Genomic DNA, 20,363 nt, shown 5'->3' on the forward strand with positions numbered 1-20,363 from the left:
CGGTCTGGAGCAGGCCAAGCAGAACGGCCACGACATCTCCAAGATCGAGTCGGTCGCCTCGTTCTTCGTCTCCCGCGTCGACACCGAGATCGACAAGCGCCTCGACGAGATCGGCAGCGAGGAGGCCAAGGGGCTGCGCTCCAAGGCGGGCCTGGCCAACGCGCGGCTGGCCTACCAGGCCTACGAGGAGGTCTTCTCGACCCCGCGCTGGCAGGTCCTGAAGGAGGCCGGCGCCCGCCCGCAGCGGCCGCTGTGGGCCTCCACCGGCGTGAAGGACCCCAACCTGCCCGACACGCTGTACGTCACCGGGCTCGTCGCGCCGAACACCGTGAACACGATGCCCGGCAAGACGCTGGACGCCACCATCGACCACGCCGAGGTCACCGGTGACACGGTCCGCGGTTCCTACGGCGAGTCGCAGGCCGTCCTGGACGACCTGGAGCGCCTGGGCGTCTCGTACACCGACGTCGTCGAGTTCCTCGAGACCGACGGCCTGGGCAAGTTCGAGAAGAGCTGGACCGAACTCCTGCAGACCGTCACCGACGAGCTGGAGCGCGTGAAGACGCAGGTCGAAGCCCAGTGAGTCCTGCGCGGGTGCTGCACGACGAGAACCCGCTGCGCGATCCGCGGGACCGCCGGCTCCCGCGGATCGCCGGGCCGTGCGGCATGGTGATGTTCGGCGTGACCGGCGACCTGGCACGCAAAAAGCTCATGCCGGCGATCTACGACCTGGCCAACCGCGGGCTGCTGCCCCCGGGCTTCGCCCTGACGGGTTTCGCCCGTCGCGACTGGGCCGAGCAGGACTTCGGCAAGATCGTCTACGACTCGGTGCGCCAGCACGCCCGGACCCCGTTCCGCGAGCAGGTCTGGGCCCAGCTGGCCGAGGGTTTCCGGTTCGTGCCCGGTGAGTTCGACGACGACGAGGCGTTCGACCAGCTCGCCGCCACCGTCGCCGACCTCGACCGGGTCCGCGGGACCGGCGGGAACCACGCGTTCTACATGTCGATCCCGCCGCGCTTCTTCCCCGTCGTCGCCAAGCAGCTGGCCCGCAGCGGGCTGAGCGCGCAGGACGGCGACCAGTGGCGGCGCGTGGTCATCGAGAAGCCCTTCGGGCACGACCTGAAGTCGGCGCGCGAGCTGAACGCCGTCGTCGAGGACGTGTTCCCGCCGGACTCGGTGTTCCGCATCGACCACTACCTGGGCAAGGAGACGGTCCAGAACATCCTGGCCCTGCGCTTCGCCAACCAGATGTTCGAGCCGCTGTGGAACGCCAACCACGTCGACCACGTGCAGATCACCATGGCAGAGGACATCGGCATCGGTGGCCGCGCGGGGTACTACGACGGCATCGGGGCGGCCCGCGACGTCATCCAGAACCACCTGCTGCAGCTGCTGGCCCTCACCGCCATGGAGGAACCGGTCTCGTTCGAGGCCGCGGACCTGCGGGCCGAGAAGGCCAAGGTCCTCTCGGCGGTCCGGCCGCTGAAGGACCTGGCGAGGTCGACCGCGCGCGGTCAGTACGCCTCGGGCTGGCAGGGCTCGGAGTTCGTCAAGGGCTACCTCGACGAGGACGGCATCGACCCGGAGTCGAAGACCGAGACGTACGCGGCCATCGAGCTGGAGATCGACACCCGCCGCTGGGCGGGCGTGCCGTTCTACCTGCGGGCCGGCAAGCGCCTGGGCCGCCGCGTCACCGAGATCGCGGTCGTCTTCAAGCGCGCGCCGCACCTGCCGTTCGAACGCACGGCCACCGAGGAGCTGGGGCAGAACGCGCTGGTCATCCGGGTCCAGCCGGACGAGGGCATCACCATGCGGTTCGGGTCGAAGGTTCCCGGCACCGCGATGGAGGTGCGCGACGTGACGATGGACTTCGGCTACGGCCACGCCTTCACCGAGTCCTCCCCCGAGGCCTACGAGCGGCTCATCCTCGACGTCCTGCTGGGTGACCCGCCGTTGTTCCCCCGGCACGAGGAGGTCGAGCTGTCGTGGAAGATCCTCGACCCGATCACCTCGTTCTGGGCCCGCAACGGCAAGCCCGAGCCGTACGCGTCCGGCACCTGGGGCCCGCCGTCGGCGGACGCCATGCTCGAACGCACCGGCCGGCAGTGGCGGCGACCGTGACCGTGGTGGAGAAGCTGGAGAGCCGCAGATGATCATCGACCTGCCCAGCACGTCGACCAGCGCCATCAACAAGGCGCTGGTCGACCTGCGCGACTCCGGCGGCGCTGTGGCGCTCGGCCGGGTCCTGACCCTCGTCGTCATCACCGACGACGCGCACGCCGAGGACGCGATCTCCGCGGCCAACGAGGCCAGCCGCGAGCACCCGTGCCGGGTGCTCGTGCTGGCCCGCGGCAACAAGCGCGGCGCGGCCCGCCTGGACGCGCAGATCCGCGTCGGTGGCGACGCCGGCGCCAGCGAGGTCATCGTGCTGCGCGCCTACGGCCCGCTCGTCGAGCACGGCGAGACGACCATCGTCTCGCTGCTGCTGCCGGACGCGCCGATCGTGGCCTACTGGCCGGGAGCGGCCCCCGAGGACCTGCGGACCGACTCGATCGGCCGCATCGCCCAGCGCCGCATCACCGACTCCGCCGAGGCCCGCGACCCCGCCAAGGCCCTGGAGCTGCGCCGGGCGACCTACCGGGCCGGGGACACCGACCTGGCCTGGACGCGGCTGACGAACTGGCGGGCCCTGCTGGCCGCGGCCCTGGACCAGCCGCCGTACGAGCCCGTCACCTCGATCACGGTGGCCGGCGCGCCGGACAGCCCGAGCACCGAACTGCTCGCGGCCTGGCTGGCGGCCAAGCTCAAGGCTCCCGTCGTGCGCGCGCGCACCAAGAAGGGCACGGGCGTGCAGAGCGTCCGGCTGGAGCGCAAGTCCGGTGCGGTGGAACTGATCCGGCCCGACCAGGTCGTCGCCACGCTGACCCAGCCCGGGCAGCCGGACCGGCGCCTGTCGCTGGCCCGCCGGCCCGTGAAGGACTGCCTGACCGAGGAACTGCGGCGTCTGGACCCCGACGAGGTCTACGGCGAGGTCCTCGCCGAGGGCCTGCCGCAGGTCAACAAGCGGGTGATGTCGGTGCGCGACGCCGAGAACGCCGGGAAGCTGTCGGGGACGAAGAAGGCCGCGGCCCGGCAGGCCGCGGCCGAGGCGCAGTCGGCGAAGGTCTCCGAGAGCATGAAGGGCGCGCCGCCCGAGCCCGAGCGCGGGGAAGGACTGCCGCCGGCCAACGAGGAGACGGCCTCCACCCGGCGCACGGCGGTGAAGTCGGCCGCCACCAAGAGCGCCGCCACCAAGAGCGCCGCCACCAAGACCGCCGCGGCGAAGAAGGCGGCTCCGGCCAAGCAGGCCGCGCCGCGCAAGCGCGCCGCGAAGAAGGCGACCGCGTGAGCGGCGAGGTGCTGGTCGTGCGGCACTCCTCCCCCGAGCTGCTGGCCGCGGCCACGGCCGGGCGGCTGCTGTCGGCGATCGCCGACGCGCAGGCCGCGCGCGGGGTGGCGCACGTGTCGCTGACGGGCGGGACGATCGGCGGCAAGACGCTGGCCGCGGTCGCCGCGGCCCCGGCCCGCGAGGCCGTCGACTGGAAGCGGGTCCACTTCTGGTGGTCCGACGAGCGCTTCCTGCCGACGGGCGATCCGGAACGCAACGCGACCCAGGCCCAGGACGCCCTGCTGGGTGCCCTGGACCTGGACCCCTCGACGGTCCACTACCCGCCGGCGACCGACGGCCCGGACGGGGACGACCTGGACGCGGCCGCCGCCCGCTACGCCGCGGAGCTGCTGCAGTTCGGTGGCGGCGCGGACGTCCCCGCCTTCGACGTGCTGCTGCTGGGCATGGGCCCGGACGGGCACGTCGCCTCGCTGTTCCCGCACCACCCGGGCCTGGCCCGGGACGAGTCCAGCGTCATCGGGGTCCGCGGGTCCCCCAAGCCGCCGCCGTTGCGGGTGTCCTTCACCTTCGGCGCCATCGCGCGCGCCCGCCAGGTGTGGCTGGTCGCCTCCGGCGCCGAGAAGGCTCCTGCCGTCGCGCGGGGCGTGGCCGCCGGCGACGTCGCCGAGACGCCCGCCGCGGGGGTGTTCGGCACCGACCGCACGCTGTGGCTCGTGGACGAGGCGGCGGCCGCCGACCTCTGAGCCACCCAGGAGTGGAACGGCGCCGGCCGGGCGGAGACGCCCGGCCGGCGCCGTTCGCGTTCCCGGGTCACGGGGTGACCGGTGGCCGTGCAGCCAGCCCCCTCAAGGGGGACACCGCTGCTGCCGATGGAGACGTCGGAGGGCACGGCATCCGTGCCCCCGGCGGCACCGCGCGCACGCCGCCCGAACGCGGCGACGCCACGGACGAAGGGAGTACGCAGACCACGGTGCACAACGCCGCGCCACGGGCGGAACACCGGCCGCCCGCAGACCGGTGCCCGGCCGCACCCGGGGCGAGCGCACACGGCCGGCACGGGACCGTCCAGGACGAGCCGGGCCACCGTTCCCCCACCCCGCCCTCACGCCGGACTCGCGACCACGCCCCTTCACGTCGAGGAACGTTCCACTGATGCCTCTGTCGCTGCCCACCAACCGTCCGGACACCGACCGGCTCCACGTCGAGGTGCAGCGCCTGGCGGCGTTGCACGACTACCACGTGCTCGACGCTCCCGCCGACACCGAACTCGACCACGTGGTGCGCGCCGCGGCGATGCTGGCCGGGGTTCCTCACGCGACGCTGAACCTCATCGACGAACACCGGCAGTGCCAGCTCACCACCGTCGGCTTCGACGGCGACGACTCCGCGCGCGAGGACTCGATGTGCGCGGTGCACTTCCTCGACGGCGCGGTCGTCCACGTCCGCGACGCCAGCCACGACGAGCGCTTCCGCACCAACCCGTGGGTCGACGGTCGGCTGGGGCACGTGCGCCTGTACGCCTCCGCGCCGCTGGTCAACCCCCACGGCCACGTCCTGGGCACCTTGTGCGTCTTCGACACCGCCCCCGGTGATCTCACCCCCGCCCAGCTGAGCGGGCTGGAAGGGCTGGCCCAGGTGGTCGTGGCCCTGTTCGAGCGCGCGCGCCAGGCCCGGCTCGCCCAGCGCTACGCCGACGAGGCGCGCCAGCACGCCGTGGAGGCGCGCCAGCACGCGGCCCAGGCGCAGCGCCTGGCCCACCGCGACGCCGAACTGCGCCTGGTGCTGGCCGCCACCAGCGATGCCTTCCTGGCCGTGGACGAGCACCAGCGCATCACCTCCTGGAACGCGGCCGCCGAGACGATGTTCGGCTGGACCGCGCAGGAGGCGCTGGGCCGCACCCTGGCCGACACCGTCTTGCCGGCGGGCGAGGCCGCGGCCCACCACGCCGGTTTCGAACGGTTCGTGCGTACCGGTACCCAGCGGCTGAGCGGAACCGTGGAGGTTCCCGCCCGTCGCCGTGACGGCGCCGAGCTGGTGGTCGAACTGACCCTGACCCCGGTCGAGGTCGAGGGGCAGCGACGCATCTACGCCGCGCTGCGCGACGTCACCGAACGCCGTCGCCTGGAGCAGGAAGCGCGGTCCCTGGCCGGGATCGTCGCCGGCGCTCGGGACGCCATCGTCTCGGTGGACCTGGACGGGCGCATCACGTCGTGGAACGCCGCGGCCGAGCTGCTGTACGGCTACCAGGCCGAGCAGGTGATCGGCGAGGACCTGCACCTGATCGCCGAGGCGGGCGACGTGCGCCGGCTGGCGAGCTGGCTGGCCCGGGCGGCCGCCGGGGAGCACGTCGCCGCGACCGGTCCCGCGGACGCGCTCGGCCGCCACCGCCTGGGCCGTCCCCTGCACGTCTCGGTCACCGTCTCGCCCGTCCTGGACGCCGCCGGTGTCGTGGTCGGAGCCTCCCTCGCCGCCCGCGACGTCTCCGAACGCCGCCGGGCGCAGGAGGCGCTGCGCGAGGCGGAACAGCGCTTCAGCCTGGCCTTCACCCACGCTCCGACGGGAGTGTTGATCACCGCTCTGGACGGTGAGCAGGCGGGCCGGTTCCTCAGCGCCAACCCCGCCGCGTGCACCATGCTGGGCTACTCCCGCGAGGAGCTGATCGGCAGGACGTTCGCCGACGTCACCCACCCCGAGGACGTCGTCGCCTCCACCGGGCGGCTGCAGCGCCTGGTCGACGGCAGCGCCTCCAGCGCCCACTTCGAGAAGCGCTACGTCCGCGCCGACGGCACGGTCATCTGGGTCGCCCTGGACGCCGCGGTCATCCACGGCGAGGACGGCGAGCCGCGCTACAGCGTCACCCACGTCGAGGACATCACCGGCAAGCGCGCCGACCGCCAGCGTCTGGTCGAGTCCGAGCAGCGCTTCCGCCTCGCCTTCGACACCGCCCCGGTCGGCATGATGATCGTGGGCCTGGGTGAGGACGACGCCGCGCGGATCCTGCAGGTCAACTCCACCCTGTGCGGGTTCACCGGCCTCAGCACCGCCCAGCTGCTGACCCGCGAGGTCCACGACCTGATCCACCCCGACGACCGGGCTGAGGGCCTGCTGGCCTTGGCGCCCTTCCTCCTGGGCGAACTCACCCACGGGCAGGTGGAGCAGCGCTACCGGCACGCCGACGGCACCACGCGCTGGGGACTGCTGACCGTCACCGCCATGACGGCGCAGCCCGTGAGCGGCGCGGGCGCCGGCGCCGACGGCGCGCGGCCGCAGCTGCTGTGCCTGATCGAGGACGTCACCGCCCGCAAGGCCGCCGAGCAGGCCCTGCGCCACCAGGCCCTGCACGACAGCCTGACCGGGTTGCCCAACCGCAGCCTGCTGCACGACCGCCTCGAGCACGCCCTGGCCGCCGCCGGCCGCAGCGGAACCGGCGTCGGGGTCTTCTTCTGCGACCTCGACGGCTTCAAGGCGGTCAACGACTCCGCCGGGCACGCCGCCGGCGACGAGCTGCTGCGCGTGGTCGCCGAACGCTTCGCCGGCTGCCTGCGTCCCGGTGACACCCTGGCCCGCCTGGGCGGGGACGAGTTCGCCGTCGTCTGCCCGGACATCACCGACCCCGCAGCCCTGGACGTCGTCGCGCAGCGGTTGCTGACCTGCCTGCGCGAACCGGTGACCGTGGCCGCCGGAACCTTCCCCGTCGGGGTCAGCATCGGCAGCTACCTGGCCACCCTCCCCGGCGAGGGGACGAGCGGTCGCGGCGGTGCCGGCCGGGGCGCCGACGACGTCTGGACGGCGGCCGAACGGGCCCTGGCCCACGCCGACACCGCGATGTACGACGCCAAGCGCGCCGGCAAGAACCGTGCCCGGTCCCACCGGGACGGCGACACCCACGGCGGTCACAGCGCCCGGCTGCTGCCGCAGCTGCACGCCGCCCTCGAGCGCGACGAGTTCGTCCTGCACGGCCAGCCGGTGCTGGACCTGGCCACCGGCCACCCGGTGGCGGTGGAGACCCTGCTGCGCTGGCAGCACCCGCAGCGCGGCCTGCTCTCCCCCGCGGAGTTCCTCGACGTCGCCGAAGCCAGCCCCCTGGTGCTGGCCCTGGGCCGGCGGGTGCTGCAGGAGTCCTGCCGGATGGCCGCCCGGTGGAGCGAGGCCCTGGGGCCGGCCGCGCCGGCGGTCCACGTCAACGTCTCCGGGCGCCAGCTCGAGGCGGGCACCCTCAGCGCCGACGTGCGCGACGCGCTGGCCCGCCACGGCCTGCCCGCGCACCGCCTGGTCCTGGAACTGACCGAGACGACCATGCCGCAGATCACGCACTCGCTGCTGGCCGACCTGCAACGCCTGCGCGAGGACGGCGTGCGCATCGCCCTCGACGACCTGGGCACCGGCTACTCCAGCCTGGCCCGGTTGACCGAACTGCCCGTCGACGTCCTCAAGATCGACCTGGCCTTCGTCGCCGGCCTGGGCCGCGACCCCAGTTGCGACGCCGTCGTGCGTGCGGTGCTGAGCATCGGGGCGGCCCTGGGCCTGACGGTGGTCGCCGAGGGAGTGGAGACCCCGCACCAGGCCGACCTGCTGCAGCGCTACGGCTGCGACACCGCGCAGGGGTACCTGTACAGCCCGCCCCGCCCGGAGGCGGAGCTGCTCGCCCGGCTGCGGGCGGGCGCCGCCGGGACGTCCCCCGCGGGGTCACCCGCCGTCCAGCCGTACTCGGCGAGACGTCGGTGACGGGTGGCGGGTGACCGGAGCTCGCCGTCCGCGGCGTGGCGGGCCTGGCGGTGTCCCACCGCACCAGCCGCGGGCGGGCGTGGACGCCGGCGTTCGCTGCGGCCGGCGGTCACTGCAGCGGTGCTGCCGTCGGCGAAGGCGTCCAGCCGGGTCCGGCGTCGGGTGGGCGGGGCAGGTCCTGGGGATGCAGGCGCACCGCGACGAGGGCGACGTCGTCTTCGGCCCGCTCGGGCAGCAGGCGCGCCAGCACGCCGTCGCACAGCTGGTCCAGGCTCTCCCCGGCCAGCTCGCTGACCGCCTGGCGCAGCTGCAGCAGACCCTGGTCGTGGTCCTGGTCGCGGCGCTCGACCAGTCCGTCGGTGTACAGCAGCACCGTCGAGCCACGGTCGAGGGTGATCTGCTCGTCGCTGCGCGGGGAGTGCGGGTCGATGCCCAGCAACAGGTCGTGGCCCAGCCCGGTCAGAGCGGTCACCGTGCCGTCGGGCGTCAGCAGCATCGGCGGCGGGTGCCCGGCGTTGGACCAGCGCAGCCGGGTGACACCGCGGGCACGCTCGTCCGCGCTCTGCTCGAGGCGGGCGACCACGGCGGTGGCGGAGGTGCTCACCGCCAGGCCGGCCATGGCCGCGTCCAGCCCGGCCAGCACCGCTGCCGGTGCCTCACCGCTGTAGTAGGCGATGCCACGCAGCAGCGAACGCACCTGGCTCATCGCCGCCGCTGCGGTGACGTCGTGACCCATGACGTCACCGATGACCAGGACGGTGGCCCCATCGGCCTGCAGGAAGGAGTCGTACCAGTCGCCCCCGACCTGCGCGGCGGCCGCCGCGGGCCGGTAGCGCACCACGACCTGCAGGTGGTCCGGCTGCACCGGCGCGCTCAGCAGCGCACGTTGCAGTCCCTCGGCCATGTGCTGCTGCTGGCCGTACAGGCGCGCGTTGTCCAGTGCCAGTCCGGCGCGGTCGGCGACCTCGCTGACGGTCAGCAGGTCCTCGGAGGTCGGCGCCGGCGTCCCGGGGCTGCGGAAGAGGGTCACCAGTCCCACGGTGCGTCCGCGCGCGCGCAGCGGCAGCATGTGCGCGGCCTGCGGCGCCAGGTGCTGCAGCAGTTGGCGGGCGGGGTCGGTGAGCATCGCGCCCAGCCGCTCGGTGGCGTCGCAGGCCACCAGGACGGGCTGGTTCTCGCGCAGAGCTCGGTGCAACGGCGCCTTCGCGCTCAGGCAGGGAAGGCGGACCCGGCGGTAGCGCTCCAGCACCGGGCGCATGGCTTCCACCGCGTGCCAGGAGCCGATGTCGCGCAGGTTCCCGTGCTCGTCGACGAGGGTGACGATGCACCAGTCCCCCAGCGCCGGCACCAGGTGCTGAGCCAGGCGGGCGACGGCTTCCTCGGCATCGAAGGTCGCGGTCAGGTCGGCGCTGACCTGGGCCAGCAGCGCCAGCCGCTCGGCAGTGCGCTCGGCGGCCTGCTGCGCCTGCTCGGCGGTGCGCAACGCGTCGCGCGTGGCGGCCCGCTCGGCCTCGGCCTGTTCCTGCGCGGTGCGGCGGGCGGTGACGTCCAGGAAGTAGACCGACAACCCGTCCGGGTCACGCCAGGCCCGCACCTCGTACCAGCGGTCCAGCGGCTGGGGGTAGTGCGCCTCGAAGTTCACCTGCTCGCCGGTGGCCATCGCGTGGCGGTACTGCGCCTCGAACTCGGCGCCGATGGCGTCGGGGAACAGCTCCCACACGTCCTGGCCGAGCATCTGCTCACGCGAGCGCTGCAGCACCCGTTCGGCCTCGGCGTTGACGTAGGTGAAGCGCCAGTCGCGGTCCAGGGAGAAGAAGGCCGACGACATCGACTCCAGCACCCGCGCCACACGCAGGTCCTCGTCGTGCTCGCGAGTGGTGTCGTACACCGCGCCCAGCAGGTGCGCCGGACGCCCGTCGGCACCGGGCAGCACCCTCCCGCGCGCCTTGACCCAACGGGTGGTGCCCTCGGGCAGGACCAGTCGGTACTCCGCCTCGAAGGTGGCCCCGCTGCTCACCGCGTCAGCCAGCGACCGGCGCACCCGCTGCACGTCGTCGGGGTGGACCCGCCGCTCGAAGGCGGCCATGGTGCCGTCGAAGTCGCCGGCGGTGTAGCCGAACAGCTGCAGGACCTGCTCGTCCCACTCCAGGACGTCGGTGGACAGGTTCCAGTCGAAGCTGCCCACCCCGCCGGCGGCCACGGCCAGCTGCCGGCGCAACCGCTCGCTCTCGTACTGCAGCGACAGCGCCGAGAGCTCCAGTTCCGCGGCCGCCGCTACCGCCAGCTCGCACAGCGCGTCCACGTCGCTGCTGCGCCAGGTGCGCGGCACGGGATCGAAGACGCACAGCGTGCCCACCACGTGCCCGTCCTGGCCGAAGAGCGGCACTCCCAGGTACGCGCCCACCGCCCCTGAGGTCACCGGTGGCAGGAAGGCCACCCGCTCATCGGCGGTGGCGTCCTCGACGACCAGAGGACCACCGCCGGTGGCGGTCACCGTGCACAGCGAGTCCGCTGACGGACCAGTGGACCCCACCAGGGCGAGGTCCTGGCCCGCGACCGCACCGGGGGTCTGCACCCCGCCCAGCAGCCAGACCTGCGCGGACGACGCCGACAGCAGCCGGGCGGCCAGCCCCGCCAGGCGCTGCAACGCCGGGTCGGCCGGCGCCTGCACCAGCCGTGCCGCGGCCCGCAGTGGCGCCGCGGCTCCCACCAGCTGCCCACCCGGTGCCGCCGCGTCCTGGCTGTCAGGCCGCTCGCCGGGGTGCCCCGGCTCCGGTGCTGCGTCCACTGGCCTGACCTCGTCTTCCGCCTCGCGGCTGCGGCGCCCGTCCTCCTCGGCGGCGGCGGCCTGCACGGCCCCCACAGCCCTCAACACTACGTGCGCGCCGGTGAACGCTCCGTTTGCACTTCTCCCGCCGCAACGGCACGTCACGAGATGCCGCGTCAGTGGCTCCTCGCACGGACCGCGGCGGCGTCCCGCCTCGGGTGCGGCGCCGAGAGGCCCGACGGCTCAGCTCGCCCTGCCCGTCCAGCTCCCGTCCGCCCCTCGACGGAGGTCGACGGGACCGGGGCAGGCGGCGCCTGCAGCCCGGGGTGGACGCCGGTCCCGGGAACGCCGGCGGCCCCCGGACCTCGCAGCGGGAGGTCCGGGGGCCGTGCGGTGGCTCAGAAGAGCTCGATGACGGGCGCCGACGGCTGAGCGGGGGCGACGCTCCGGCCGTCCTGCCCCGAGTGCACGGCTCGCTGGCGCTGGGACACGTAGGACGCCTGCAGGGCAGCCACCGCGTCGCCGAGGGCCCGCAACGCCTCGGCGTCGGCCTCACCGCGCAGGTGTTCACCGACCACGGCCAGCTGCCGGCCCATCTCCTCCATCGCCCCGGTGACCGCGGCGACGGACTGGCGGGTGATGTCCTGGAACTGCGTCTGGGCCAGCGCGGCCGTCGTGCGCAGTCCCAGGCCCGCGATGGACCCCGCGATCTGCTCGGCGACCTCGCGCGTCGCCCCGACGCTGGCGTTGAGCACCTCCGACGCCTCGTGCTGCGCGGCGGCGATGGTCTCCAGGCGGGCGTTGATGTGCTCGGAACTGCTGGTGGAGCCGGTGGTGCTGCCCAGCCGCTCCGCCATCAGCGTGGTCACCCGGGTGATGCCCGCGCGCACGCTGGACGCCGCCTGCGCCGACTGCCGCGACAGCTCACGGACCTCGTCGGCGACCACGGAGAAGCCCTCACCGGCGTCACCGGCGCGCACCGCCTCGATCTTGGCGTTGAGCGCCAGGATGGTCGTGGCGTGCGCCACGGCCGCGATCGCGTCGACCTCACGGTCCAGCGCCCGCACCTCCTCGACCAGGTCGAGCACGGAACGGTCGCGGTCGGTGACCAGCTGGACGAGCTCGTGCACGTCGGAGGCGTTCGCCTGGGTGCGGCGGGCCACCTCCTCGGCGCCCTGCTCGCACAGTCGCACCAGCCGGTCGGACAGGACGCTCATCTGCCCCACCCCGCTGTCGATCTGCTGCACCTCGCTGATGAGGCCGAAAGCGGCCTTCTCGGTGCCCTCGACGACGTCGGTCAGCTGGGCGTTGAGCACCTCGAGCAACCGCCCGGACCGGCCCAGGACGTCGGTGGCCGCTGGTGCGTCGAACGACGGTCGCTCCTGCACGAGCTGCTCCTTCCTACGCAGGAAACCCATCTCAGGCCCCGGGAACGACCTGACGGATGACGCTCATCAGCGCATCGGCCTGGACGGGCTTGACGAGCCAGCCCGTCGCGCCGGCGGCCTTGGCCTCGTCCCGCTTGGTCTGCTCGGACTCGGTGGTCAGCATGAGGATGGGGGTGAAGCGCAGACCGGCCCGGCGTGCCTCGCGCACGAAGCTGATGCCGTCCAGACGGGGCATGTTGACGTCGCTGATGACGAGGTTCGGCTTCAGGCCGCCCTTGATGCGGTCCAGCGCCTCCTGGCCGTCCGCAGCGGTCTCCACCGTCAGACCCTCCTTGGTGAGGATCGACTTGATGCTCATGAGCATGGTGGGCGAGTCGTCGACGAGCATGACGGTGGTCATGGCAGGACCTCTTCTGGTGCGGGATGTTCGGCGGGGGTGTCGGTACGGGTCCCCACCAGCTCGTCGGCCAGGTCGTCGACCAGGTCCTCGACGCGGTGGGAGGTGGCGGAGGCATCGAGGTCCTCCGCAGGGCTGGGCGCGAGGCCCTCCGCCACGGCCGCGCCTTCGACCGTGGGGTGGTCCGCGAGCGCCGCGGCGCCGGGCGTGCTCTGCAGCAGAGGCAGGATCCAGGCCCTGGTGAAGTCATCGGCAGGAACCCCGACGACCTTGACCCCGGCGGCCACCAGCGCCTGCAGGGCGGCGGTGTGCAGGTGCCGGCAGTCGACCAGGTCGACGGCCGGGTCCGCGGCGCCGCGCAGCCAGGTCGCCAGCGGCTCGGCCTCCTCGACGACGACGGCCCCGGTCAGCACGGCGGTGTTCTCAGCGAAGTGCAGTGGCACGGTGGTTCAGCTCCTTGACGTCGAGCACGAGCAGGACGAGACCGTCACCCAGCAGGGCGGTGCCGCAGTAGCCGGGAGTTCCGGCCAGCAGGCCCTCCAGCGGTTTGAGGATGACGTCGGTGTTCTGGTGGAAGCGGTCGACGACGACGCCGAGCGGGCCGGTCGCGGTGCGCACGACCAGGACGTTCAGCGGCGCGTCGCCGCCGGTGTCTCCGCGGCCGCCCAGCAGGGCGTCGAGCCACACCAGCGGCACGACGTCGTCGCGCAGCGCGAGGACGGGGTGCCCGGCGACGCGGGTGACGTCGGTGCGGTCGACGCGGACGGTCTCGACCACGTCGTCCAGCGGCACACCGAAGCGCTGGTCGCCGGCGGTCAGCAGCAGCACCCGGGAGACGGCCATGGTCAGCGGCAGCCGCAGTCGGACGGTCAGGCCCTGGCCGCGGCGGTTCTCGGTGGTGACCGAGCCGCCGAGGCGTTCGATGGAGCTGCGCACCGCGTCCATGCCGACCCCGCGGCCGGAGACGTCGGAGATGACCTCGGCGGTGGAGAAGCCGGGGGCGAAGATGAGCTGGGCGGCGTCCTCGTCGGACATCGACTCCAGGGCGTGCTCGTCGATCAGCCCCCGCTGGTAGGCCTTGGCCCGCACCGTGTCGGTGTCGATGCCGCGGCCGTCGTCGACGATCTCGACGAGGACGGCGTCGCCGTCGGGCGCGGCCCGCAGGACCAGCGTCGCCTCCTCCGGTTTGCCGGCTTCCCGGCGCTGCTCGGGGGTTTCGATGCCGTGGTCGAGGCTGTTGCGGACCAGGTGCACGAGCGGCTCGGTGAGCATCTCGATGACGTCCTTGTCCGCCGCGGTCTCCTCGCCCTCCTGCACCAGGCGCACCTTCTTGCCCAGCTTGCGGGACAGGTCGCGCACCAGGCGCGGTGCGCGGGCGAAGGCGGTGGACACCGGCAGCATCCGCACGTCCATGACGGCCTGCTGCAGTTCCTCGCTGACGCGGCTGATGACGGCGTACTCGTCCAGCAGGCGCCGGGCCAGGGCCCGGGAGCCGGCCTCCTCGGCCTCCTGCGCCACGAAGGGCAGGGCGTTCTTGGCCACGACGAGTTCACCGACGAGGTCGAGCAGCTTGTCGACCTTGGCCTGCTCCACCTTCAGCACCCGGGAGGCGCGGGAGGCGTCGTCGGCGGCCGGCGCGTCGGGACGTGCGGCCGGCTCCTCCGGGGAGGTGCGCGGCGCCGGGACGGCGACCGGAACGGCGACGGAGGAGGCGGCAGCGGCGGCCTCGCCCTGCTCGGCGACCGTGGGGGCGGGGGTGCCCGCACCGGCGGCGACCGTGGCGATCCACGCCACGAGCGCGCCGGAGGACCCGGTGGCCAGGAACTCCGCGAGCGCCGCGGTGCCGGGGGCGGTGTCGAGGCCGGCGGCCGTGGCCACCCGCAGCGCGACCCCGGCGGCCGAGCGCACCCGGGCGGCGCCGGCGGGCGGGCCGTCGGCGATGTCGTCACCGTCGGCGCCGATGCACGCCAGCAGCCGGCACTGGGCCTGCAGGACGAGGGCGTGCAGCGGGTCGGCGACCGGTGCGGCGGCCTGCGCCGGCGCGAGTTCACCCGCCGGCTCGTCCTCGGGGGTGCCGTCGAGGAGCCGGGCGAGGTTCTCGGCGCTCACCTCGGCGACCTGCACCTGGTCGGGGACGTAGCGGAACACGTGCGCCAGTTCGCCGACGGAGGCGCGGGTCAGCGCGGTGAACCGCAGCCGGCACTCGTACTCGTCGAGGTCCTCGATGCCGGGCAGCGGCTCGGCGGAGGCGGTGTGCAGCAGTTCCAGGGCGGGGACCTGCCGGAACAGGTTCAGCGGGTCCTCGCCGCGGAAGAAGCAGGCCTCGTCCGGTTCGTAGCGCACCGCGCGCACGGTGGCGGACGTCGTGGCCAGCCAGCCGCGCAGCTCGGCCAGGTGGGCGGCCGGCAGGTCCAGGACCCAGCCGGGCAGCGCCGACGGCTGCGCCGCGACGGGTTCGGCGGCCGGGGCCGCGGACGGTTCGGCCGGGCCCTCCCCCAGCCAGGAGCGCAGCAGCGCCGACTGCGTGTCGGCCTCGCGGGCGGCGTCCTGCGGGGCCCGGCCGGTGCTCTCGATGACCGGCATCCAGCGCCGGACGGTGTCGAAGGCCCACAGCAGCGCGTCGACCATCTCGGGGACCAGCGTCAGCCGGCCGGCGCGCACGGCGTCGAGCAGGTCCTCGGCGGCGTGCGTCAGCCGGGTCAGCTCGGGCAGGTCGAACAGCCCCGAGGAGCCCTTGAAGGTGTGCGCGGCGCGGAAGACCGCGTTGACGAGCTCGCTGTCGCCGGGATCGGCCTCCAGGCGCAGCAGGCCGTCGTCGACGTCGGCGAGCAGGTCCGCCGACTCGGCGACGAACTGGACGAGCAGGGGGTTGGTCACGACCGGCTCCCGGTGGGGGTGGAGGACGGCAGGGGGGCGGTGAGCAGGCCGGCGACGCGGGTGAGCAGGTCCGGCGCGACGGGTTTGACGAGGTACAGGTTGGCGCCGGCGGCGTACCCGGCGTCGGCGTCGGACTCCTGCGACTCGGTGCTGATGGTGATGACGGGCACGGACCGGCCCAGGGCTTCGGCCCGCAGCCGGCGCACCAGGGTCAGGCCGTCCATCTGGGGCATGTTGACGTCGGTGACGACCAGGTCGAAACGCTGCGCGAGCAGCGCTTCGAGCGCCTCGAAACCGTTGCCGGCCTCCTCGACGACGAAACCCGCCGCGCGCAGGATGCCACCGTGGTACATCCGCACGGTGGGGGCGTCGTCGACGACGAGGGCTCGCCGACGCGGGGTCTGCTCGTCGGTTCCGGGCAGTTCGAGGTCGGGTTTCTCGGTGGGCTGGCTCATGCCGTGGCTCCGATCGCGGGACGCTGGTAGGCGATCCCCTCCGGCAGCCGGACGGGGTCGAAGATGGGCGAGATGCGGCTCATGGACTCGGAGTGCCCGAGGAAGAGGAAACCTCCGGGCCGCAGGGCGCCGAAGAGGTTCTCGGCGGCACGGCGGGAGGAGATCTCGTCGAAGTAGATGAGCACGTTGCGGCAGAACACGACGTCGAAGGCGCGGAAGGAGCGCATCTGGTCGGTGTCGCACAGGTTGGCGGTGGTGAACTCGATGGCCTCGCGGACGTCCTCGCGCACCCGGTGCCGCTCACCGGCGCGCTCGAAGAACTCCGTGCGCACGGCCGGGGGCACGCGGTGCATGGACCGTGCCCCGTACTCCCCGCGCCGGGCGTGCTCGAGCACCCGGGTGTCGATGTCGGCCGCGACGATCTCGACGTCGAACGTCTCGATGCCGGGCCACTCGCTCAGCAGGCGCAGCGCGATGGAGTAGGGCTCCTCGCCGGTGGAGCACGGCAGCGACAGGATCCGGATCGGGCTGCGGTCACGGGCGGCCGTGCGGGCCTGCGCGATCCGGGGCATGACGGTGCGCACGAGGGAGTCGAACTGGTGGTCCTCGCGCAGGAAGTACGTCTCGTTGACGGTCAGCTCGTTGACGAGCTGCTGGGCGAACCGCTCGTCGGCGCCGGCGCGCAGGGAGGCGAACCAGAGGTTGAAGTCACCGCCGTGCTCGCGCACGCAGGTCGTGACACGCTTGTCGACGAAGTAGCGCTTGTTGTCGCCGAAGTGGATGCCGGTGCGGCGGTAGACCCATTCGCGCACGCGGGCGAACTGCGCCTCGGTCAGCTGGTTCCCCGCGGCCGGGTTCGTGGTGGGCAGGGTCACCGGGCACCCGCCGCCAGGGTGGCCAGGAACTGCAGGTAGGGGTTGTCGGGGAACCGCGCGGCGGCGGCGTCGGCGAGCCGGTGGGCCACCTCGTCCTCCAGCAGCTGGGCGGCGTCCACGGCCGCGGCCACGACGTTCTCGTCGGCGTCGGCGTCCACGACGACCTCGAGCCAGTCCGGCACACCCGGGTGGGCCAGCGCGCTGAGCACCATGACCGCCAGCGTGCGGACCCGCACGTCGCCGGTGACCAGCAGGTCACCGACGACGGCGGCGGCACCGTTCGGCATCGTCTGCAGGGTCGCGACGGCTGCGTTGCGCCGGGCGGCGTCGTCGGTGGACAGCCAGCCGGCGAGGTGGGCGGCCACGGCGGGCCCGTCGTGCTCGTCGTGCCCGGCGAGGGTGGTCAGCAGGGCGTCGCGCACGGTCGCCTGGGCTTCGGCGTCCACGGCGGCCAGCAGGTGCGGCACCACCTCGGCGAGGCCGGCCAGGTCCAGGGCGGCGAGCCGGCGGTCCTCGGCGTCGGCGCTGCGCAGCTGCGCCAGCAGACCGTCGACGTCCCGCCCGGTCGCGCGCCGCTCGACGGGGTGGCCGCCGGACGGGGTGGCGGTGGCCTTCTTCAGGCCCATGGCGTCTCCTCGGGTTCGGGGTGGAACGGGGTTCAGGCCCAGGTGAGGACCTGTGCGGCGATCTGGTCGGCGTGCAGCACGCGGGTGGCGCCGTCGCGGGCCACCAGCTGCCCGGGCATGCCCCACACGACGGCCGACTCCTCGGACTCGGCCACGGTGCGCCCGCCGCGGGCCTTCAGCCGCGCCATCTGCTCGGCGCCGTCGTCGCCCATGCCGGTCAGCAGGACGCCGATGGTGCGCCGGGGGTCGACGTGCTCGAGCGCGCTGGCGACCATCCGGTCCACGCTGGGGTGCCAGCGGTAGGCCGAACCGGCCGGGGTGGAGCGGACGACGAGGCTGTCCCCGCGCCGCCCCAGCACCACGTCGGCGTCGCCGCGGGCGACGTAGACGTGGCCGGGCAGCACCGGCACCATCCCCGTGACCTCCTGCACCGGCAGGGCGCAGGAGGCGTCGAGCCGGTTGGCCAGGGCCCCGGTGAAGGAGGCCGGCATGTGCTGGGCGATGAGCACCGGGGCGGCGAAGTCCGCCGGGAACTGCGACAGCAGCGCCGACAGCAGGGCCGGTCCCCCGGTGCTGGAGCCGACGAGCACCAGGTCGGTGCTGCCGGTGCCGCCGGTGCCGCCGCCGGTCGCCGAGGACACCGCAGCCGGCCGGTCGACTCGCCGGTCGACTCGCCGGGACGGTCGCCCGGCGGCGAACGCCTCCTCCCGCTGACGGCGCAGCCGCGAGGTCAGCGAGCCGGGCCGCACCCGGGCGGCGGCGGCGCGGCGCACCTTGCGGCGGATCTCCTCCGCCGCCTCGGACATGTTCAGCGACACCGTGCCGCCGGGTTTGGCGACGTAGTCCACGGCCCCCAGTTCCAGGGCCTCCAGCGTCGCCACCGCACCGCGTTCGGTGATGGAGGAGACCATGACGACCGGAACGGGCCGTTCGTCCATGATCCGCGACAGGCACGTCAACCCGTCCATGACGGGCATGTTGACGTCCAGGGTGACCACGTCGGGCTCCTCGCGGGACAGGACGTCCAGGGCGTCCTCGCCGTTGCGGGCGAGGACGACCTCGACGTCACCGTCGGCGGTGAGCATGGTCTTCAGGGCCTTGCGCATGAGCGCGGAGTCGTCGACGACGAGCACCTTCAGGGTCGAACCGTTCACCGTTGCGACTCCCGCGCTCAGGCGGCCGTGGAGCCGGCCGTGGAAGCGGCCGAGACCTCGTCGGCCAGCTGCGCGACCTGCTCCCCGCCCAGCAGCTGGGCCGGTTCCAGGACCAGCAGCATGCGCCCGGAGCGGGGCAGGTTCGCCACCCGGGTGACGACCTCGGCCTGTTCGCGGGACAGCTCGGGGGCGCTCTCCAGCTCGGCGCCGGAGACCCGCAGGACCTCGGCGACGGAGTCGACGACGAAACCCGTGCGCACGCCCTGGATGATGAGCACGACGATGCGCTGACGCTCGTCGCGGGCGCTGCGGTCCAGGCCCAGGCGGGTGCGCAGGTCCACGACCGGCAGCACCGCACCGCGCAGGTTCACCAGGCCCTCGACGAACTCCAGGGTCCGGGGCACGCGGATCAGCGTGTCGGGCACGCGGATGATCTCCTGCACGGCGTCGACCGCCACGCAGTACTCCTCGCCCTGCAGGCGGAACACGACGAGCAGTTCGTCGTCCCCGCGGCCGTCGTCCACCACGTCGTCCTCCAGCTCCTCGCGGGTGTTCCTGACCTGCGCCGGCCCGCCCTGGGCCGTCTCGAGCGCGTCGAGCGCGCCGACGTCGACGAGGGAGTCGGCCGACAGGACCGACACCAGGCGCTTGCCGTCCTCCAGCCGGCACACCGACTCGACCTCGCGGTTGCGCCCACCGCCGGAGACCACGTGCGGCAGGGCGCCGACCAGCTCGGCCGGCACCCGCAGCACCTCGCGGACGGTGTCCATGACGACGCCCACGAGGGACTCGCGGCCCTCGCGCTCGACCGTCACGACGACGATGCGGTTGTGCGGCTGCAGCGGCGGAACCTCCAGGCCGAACACCTGGCGCAGGCTGACGACGGGCAGCAGCCCGCCGCGCAGGTCCATGACGCCCAGCACCCGCGCGGCCGCGTTGGGTACCGCGGTAACCCGTTCGGGCGCCTGGACGATCTCCTGCACCCGGTCGATCGGCAGCGCGTACTCCTGGCCGTCGACGGCGAAGCTGACCAGCTCCAGGGTGTCGGAGGAGTCGTCCTCCACGACCGTCGAGGCCGGCGACCAGGCGCCGGCGCCGCCCTGGGCGGCGACCTTGGCGGCCAGCACCGCGAACTCGGTGCGGACCAGGCGCTGCACGTCCAGCACGGTCGTCATCCGGCCCGCGGACCGGCCCGCCGATCCCTTGAGCACGGCGGCCAGCAGCTCCGAACGCACCGTGCCCTGCACGCCCTCGGCGCTCTCGAGCTGGTCGGGCTCGACCGACACCACCGCGGTGACGCGGTCGACGACCAGTCCCAGGGTGGCGCCGGCGGCCTCCACCACGACGACGCGCGTGGCCTCGTCGTGCTCGGCGGCCCGCAGGCCGCAGCACGAGCGCAGGCTCACCACCGGCAGCACCCGCCCGCGCAGGTTGGCCAGGCCCTCCAGCGCGGCCGGGCCCAGCGGTACCCGGATCAGCTCGGGCATGCGGATGATCTCCTGCACGCGCTCCATCGGCAGGGCGTAGGACTCCCCCGCCATCTCGAACGTCACGAAGTCGGCGGCGCCGTCGGTGTCGTCCTGCCCGGCGGGCTCACCGGCGGCCTCTGCGGCCCCCGCCTCGTCCCAGCCGGTCTCGTCCGCGGGCGTCGCCGCGGCGCTCCCCTCGTGCAGAGGGGTCTCCATGGTGCTCATCGCACTCCTCGTCCGGG

The 20,363-nt window shown here is 73.8% G+C and carries 15 protein-coding genes; 5 read left to right on the forward strand and 10 right to left on the reverse strand.

Annotated features, from left to right (window positions below; translation table 11 throughout):
• The 5 genes from ACRYR2_RS12500 to ACRYR2_RS12520 form a co-directional block, all read left to right on the forward strand.
• Nucleotides 1-583: transaldolase family protein (locus ACRYR2_RS12500; protein ID WP_432563193.1), on the forward strand; the 583-nt coding region annotated here is incomplete at its 5' end.
• Nucleotides 580-2,121, forward strand: coding sequence for a glucose-6-phosphate dehydrogenase (gene zwf / locus ACRYR2_RS12505; RefSeq protein WP_432563194.1), 1,542 nt, complete (start codon nt 580-582; stop codon nt 2,119-2,121). The genes ACRYR2_RS12500 and zwf, both read left to right, overlap by 4 nt.
• 28 nt (nt 2,122-2,149) lie before the next feature.
• Complete coding sequence (gene opcA, locus ACRYR2_RS12510) at nt 2,150-3,388, forward strand: glucose-6-phosphate dehydrogenase assembly protein OpcA (RefSeq protein WP_432563195.1); 1,239 nt, start codon at nt 2,150-2,152, stop codon at nt 3,386-3,388.
• Nucleotides 3,385-4,131 carry a 6-phosphogluconolactonase gene (pgl, locus tag ACRYR2_RS12515; protein WP_432563196.1) on the forward strand — a complete coding sequence of 249 codons (747 nt, stop codon included), beginning with the start codon at nt 3,385-3,387 and terminating at the stop codon, nt 4,129-4,131. Before opcA ends, pgl begins: the two co-directional genes overlap by 4 nt.
• A 409-nt stretch (nt 4,132-4,540) precedes the next feature.
• Nucleotides 4,541-8,113 carry a PAS domain S-box protein gene (locus ACRYR2_RS12520; RefSeq protein ID WP_432563197.1) on the forward strand — a complete coding sequence of 1,191 codons (3,573 nt, stop codon included), beginning with the start codon at nt 4,541-4,543 and terminating at the stop codon, nt 8,111-8,113.
• Between the two features lie 109 nt (nt 8,114-8,222).
• On the opposite strand, the gene ACRYR2_RS12525 is transcribed toward ACRYR2_RS12520, so the two are convergent.
• The 10 genes from ACRYR2_RS12525 to ACRYR2_RS12570 all read right to left on the reverse strand — a co-directional run bounded on the left by ACRYR2_RS12525 (nt 8,223) and on the right by ACRYR2_RS12570 (nt 20,346).
• Nucleotides 8,223-10,901, reverse strand: coding sequence for a SpoIIE family protein phosphatase (locus tag ACRYR2_RS12525; RefSeq protein ID WP_432563198.1), 2,679 nt, complete (start codon nt 10,899-10,901; stop codon nt 8,223-8,225).
• A 377-nt stretch (nt 10,902-11,278) separates the two neighbouring features.
• Entirely contained in the window at nt 11,279-12,268 is a 990-nt protein-coding gene (locus ACRYR2_RS12530; RefSeq protein ID WP_432563199.1) for a methyl-accepting chemotaxis protein, read from the reverse strand.
• 31 nt (nt 12,269-12,299) lie between these two features.
• Nucleotides 12,300-12,668 carry a response regulator gene (locus tag ACRYR2_RS12535; RefSeq protein WP_432563200.1) on the reverse strand — a complete coding sequence of 123 codons (369 nt, stop codon included), beginning with the start codon at nt 12,666-12,668 and terminating at the stop codon, nt 12,300-12,302.
• The gene (locus tag ACRYR2_RS12540) at nt 12,665-13,108 is read right to left on the reverse strand and encodes a hypothetical protein (protein WP_432563201.1); all 444 of its coding nucleotides are present in this window, start codon (nt 13,106-13,108) and stop codon (nt 12,665-12,667) included. The genes ACRYR2_RS12535 and ACRYR2_RS12540 overlap by 4 nt, the downstream gene beginning before the upstream one ends.
• Nucleotides 13,089-15,542 (reverse strand): chemotaxis protein CheW, encoded by a 2,454-nt coding sequence (locus ACRYR2_RS12545; protein WP_432563202.1) that lies wholly within the window; start codon nt 15,540-15,542, stop codon nt 13,089-13,091. The genes ACRYR2_RS12540 and ACRYR2_RS12545 overlap by 20 nt, the downstream gene beginning before the upstream one ends.
• Nucleotides 15,539-15,997, reverse strand: a complete 459-nt coding sequence (locus ACRYR2_RS12550) for a response regulator (RefSeq protein ID WP_432563203.1) — start codon at nt 15,995-15,997, stop codon at nt 15,539-15,541. The genes ACRYR2_RS12545 and ACRYR2_RS12550 overlap by 4 nt, the downstream gene beginning before the upstream one ends.
• A complete protein-coding gene (locus ACRYR2_RS12555; protein WP_432563204.1) occupies nt 15,994-16,872 on the reverse strand; it encodes a CheR family methyltransferase in 879 nt (292 codons plus the stop codon). The genes ACRYR2_RS12550 and ACRYR2_RS12555 overlap by 4 nt, the downstream gene beginning before the upstream one ends.
• On the reverse strand, nt 16,869-17,498 hold the full coding sequence (locus ACRYR2_RS12560) for a HEAT repeat domain-containing protein (RefSeq protein WP_432563205.1): 630 nt from the start codon (nt 17,496-17,498) through the stop codon (nt 16,869-16,871). The genes ACRYR2_RS12555 and ACRYR2_RS12560 overlap by 4 nt, the downstream gene beginning before the upstream one ends.
• A gap of 32 nt (nt 17,499-17,530) precedes the next feature.
• Complete coding sequence (cheB, locus tag ACRYR2_RS12565) at nt 17,531-18,652, reverse strand: chemotaxis-specific protein-glutamate methyltransferase CheB (protein WP_432563206.1); 1,122 nt, start codon at nt 18,650-18,652, stop codon at nt 17,531-17,533.
• Between the two features lie 17 nt (nt 18,653-18,669).
• Nucleotides 18,670-20,346 (reverse strand): chemotaxis protein CheW, encoded by a 1,677-nt coding sequence (locus ACRYR2_RS12570; RefSeq protein WP_432563207.1) that lies wholly within the window; start codon nt 20,344-20,346, stop codon nt 18,670-18,672.
• Nucleotides 20,347-20,363: the final 17 nt, after the last annotated feature.

Origin of the sequence: Kineococcus deserti, assembly GCF_050871945.1 — a bacterium.
In the GTDB taxonomy this organism is placed as follows: domain Bacteria; phylum Actinomycetota; class Actinomycetes; order Actinomycetales; family Kineococcaceae; genus Kineococcus.

Coding starts and splice junctions, on each gene's coding strand:
- opcA (WP_432563195.1), top strand. CDS start 2,150: ATGATCATCGACCTGCCCAGCACGTCGACCAGCGCCATCAACAAGGCG.
- ACRYR2_RS12520 (WP_432563197.1), top strand. CDS start 4,541: ATGCCTCTGTCGCTGCCCACCAACCGTCCGGACACCGACCGGCTCCAC.
- ACRYR2_RS12535 (WP_432563200.1), bottom strand. CDS start 12,668: ATGACCACCGTCATGCTCGTCGACGACTCGCCCACCATGCTCATGAGC.
- ACRYR2_RS12550 (WP_432563203.1), bottom strand. CDS start 15,997: ATGAGCCAGCCCACCGAGAAACCCGACCTCGAACTGCCCGGAACCGAC.
- ACRYR2_RS12560 (WP_432563205.1), bottom strand. CDS start 17,498: ATGGGCCTGAAGAAGGCCACCGCCACCCCGTCCGGCGGCCACCCCGTC.
- ACRYR2_RS12570 (WP_432563207.1), bottom strand. CDS start 20,346: ATGAGCACCATGGAGACCCCTCTGCACGAGGGGAGCGCCGCGGCGACG.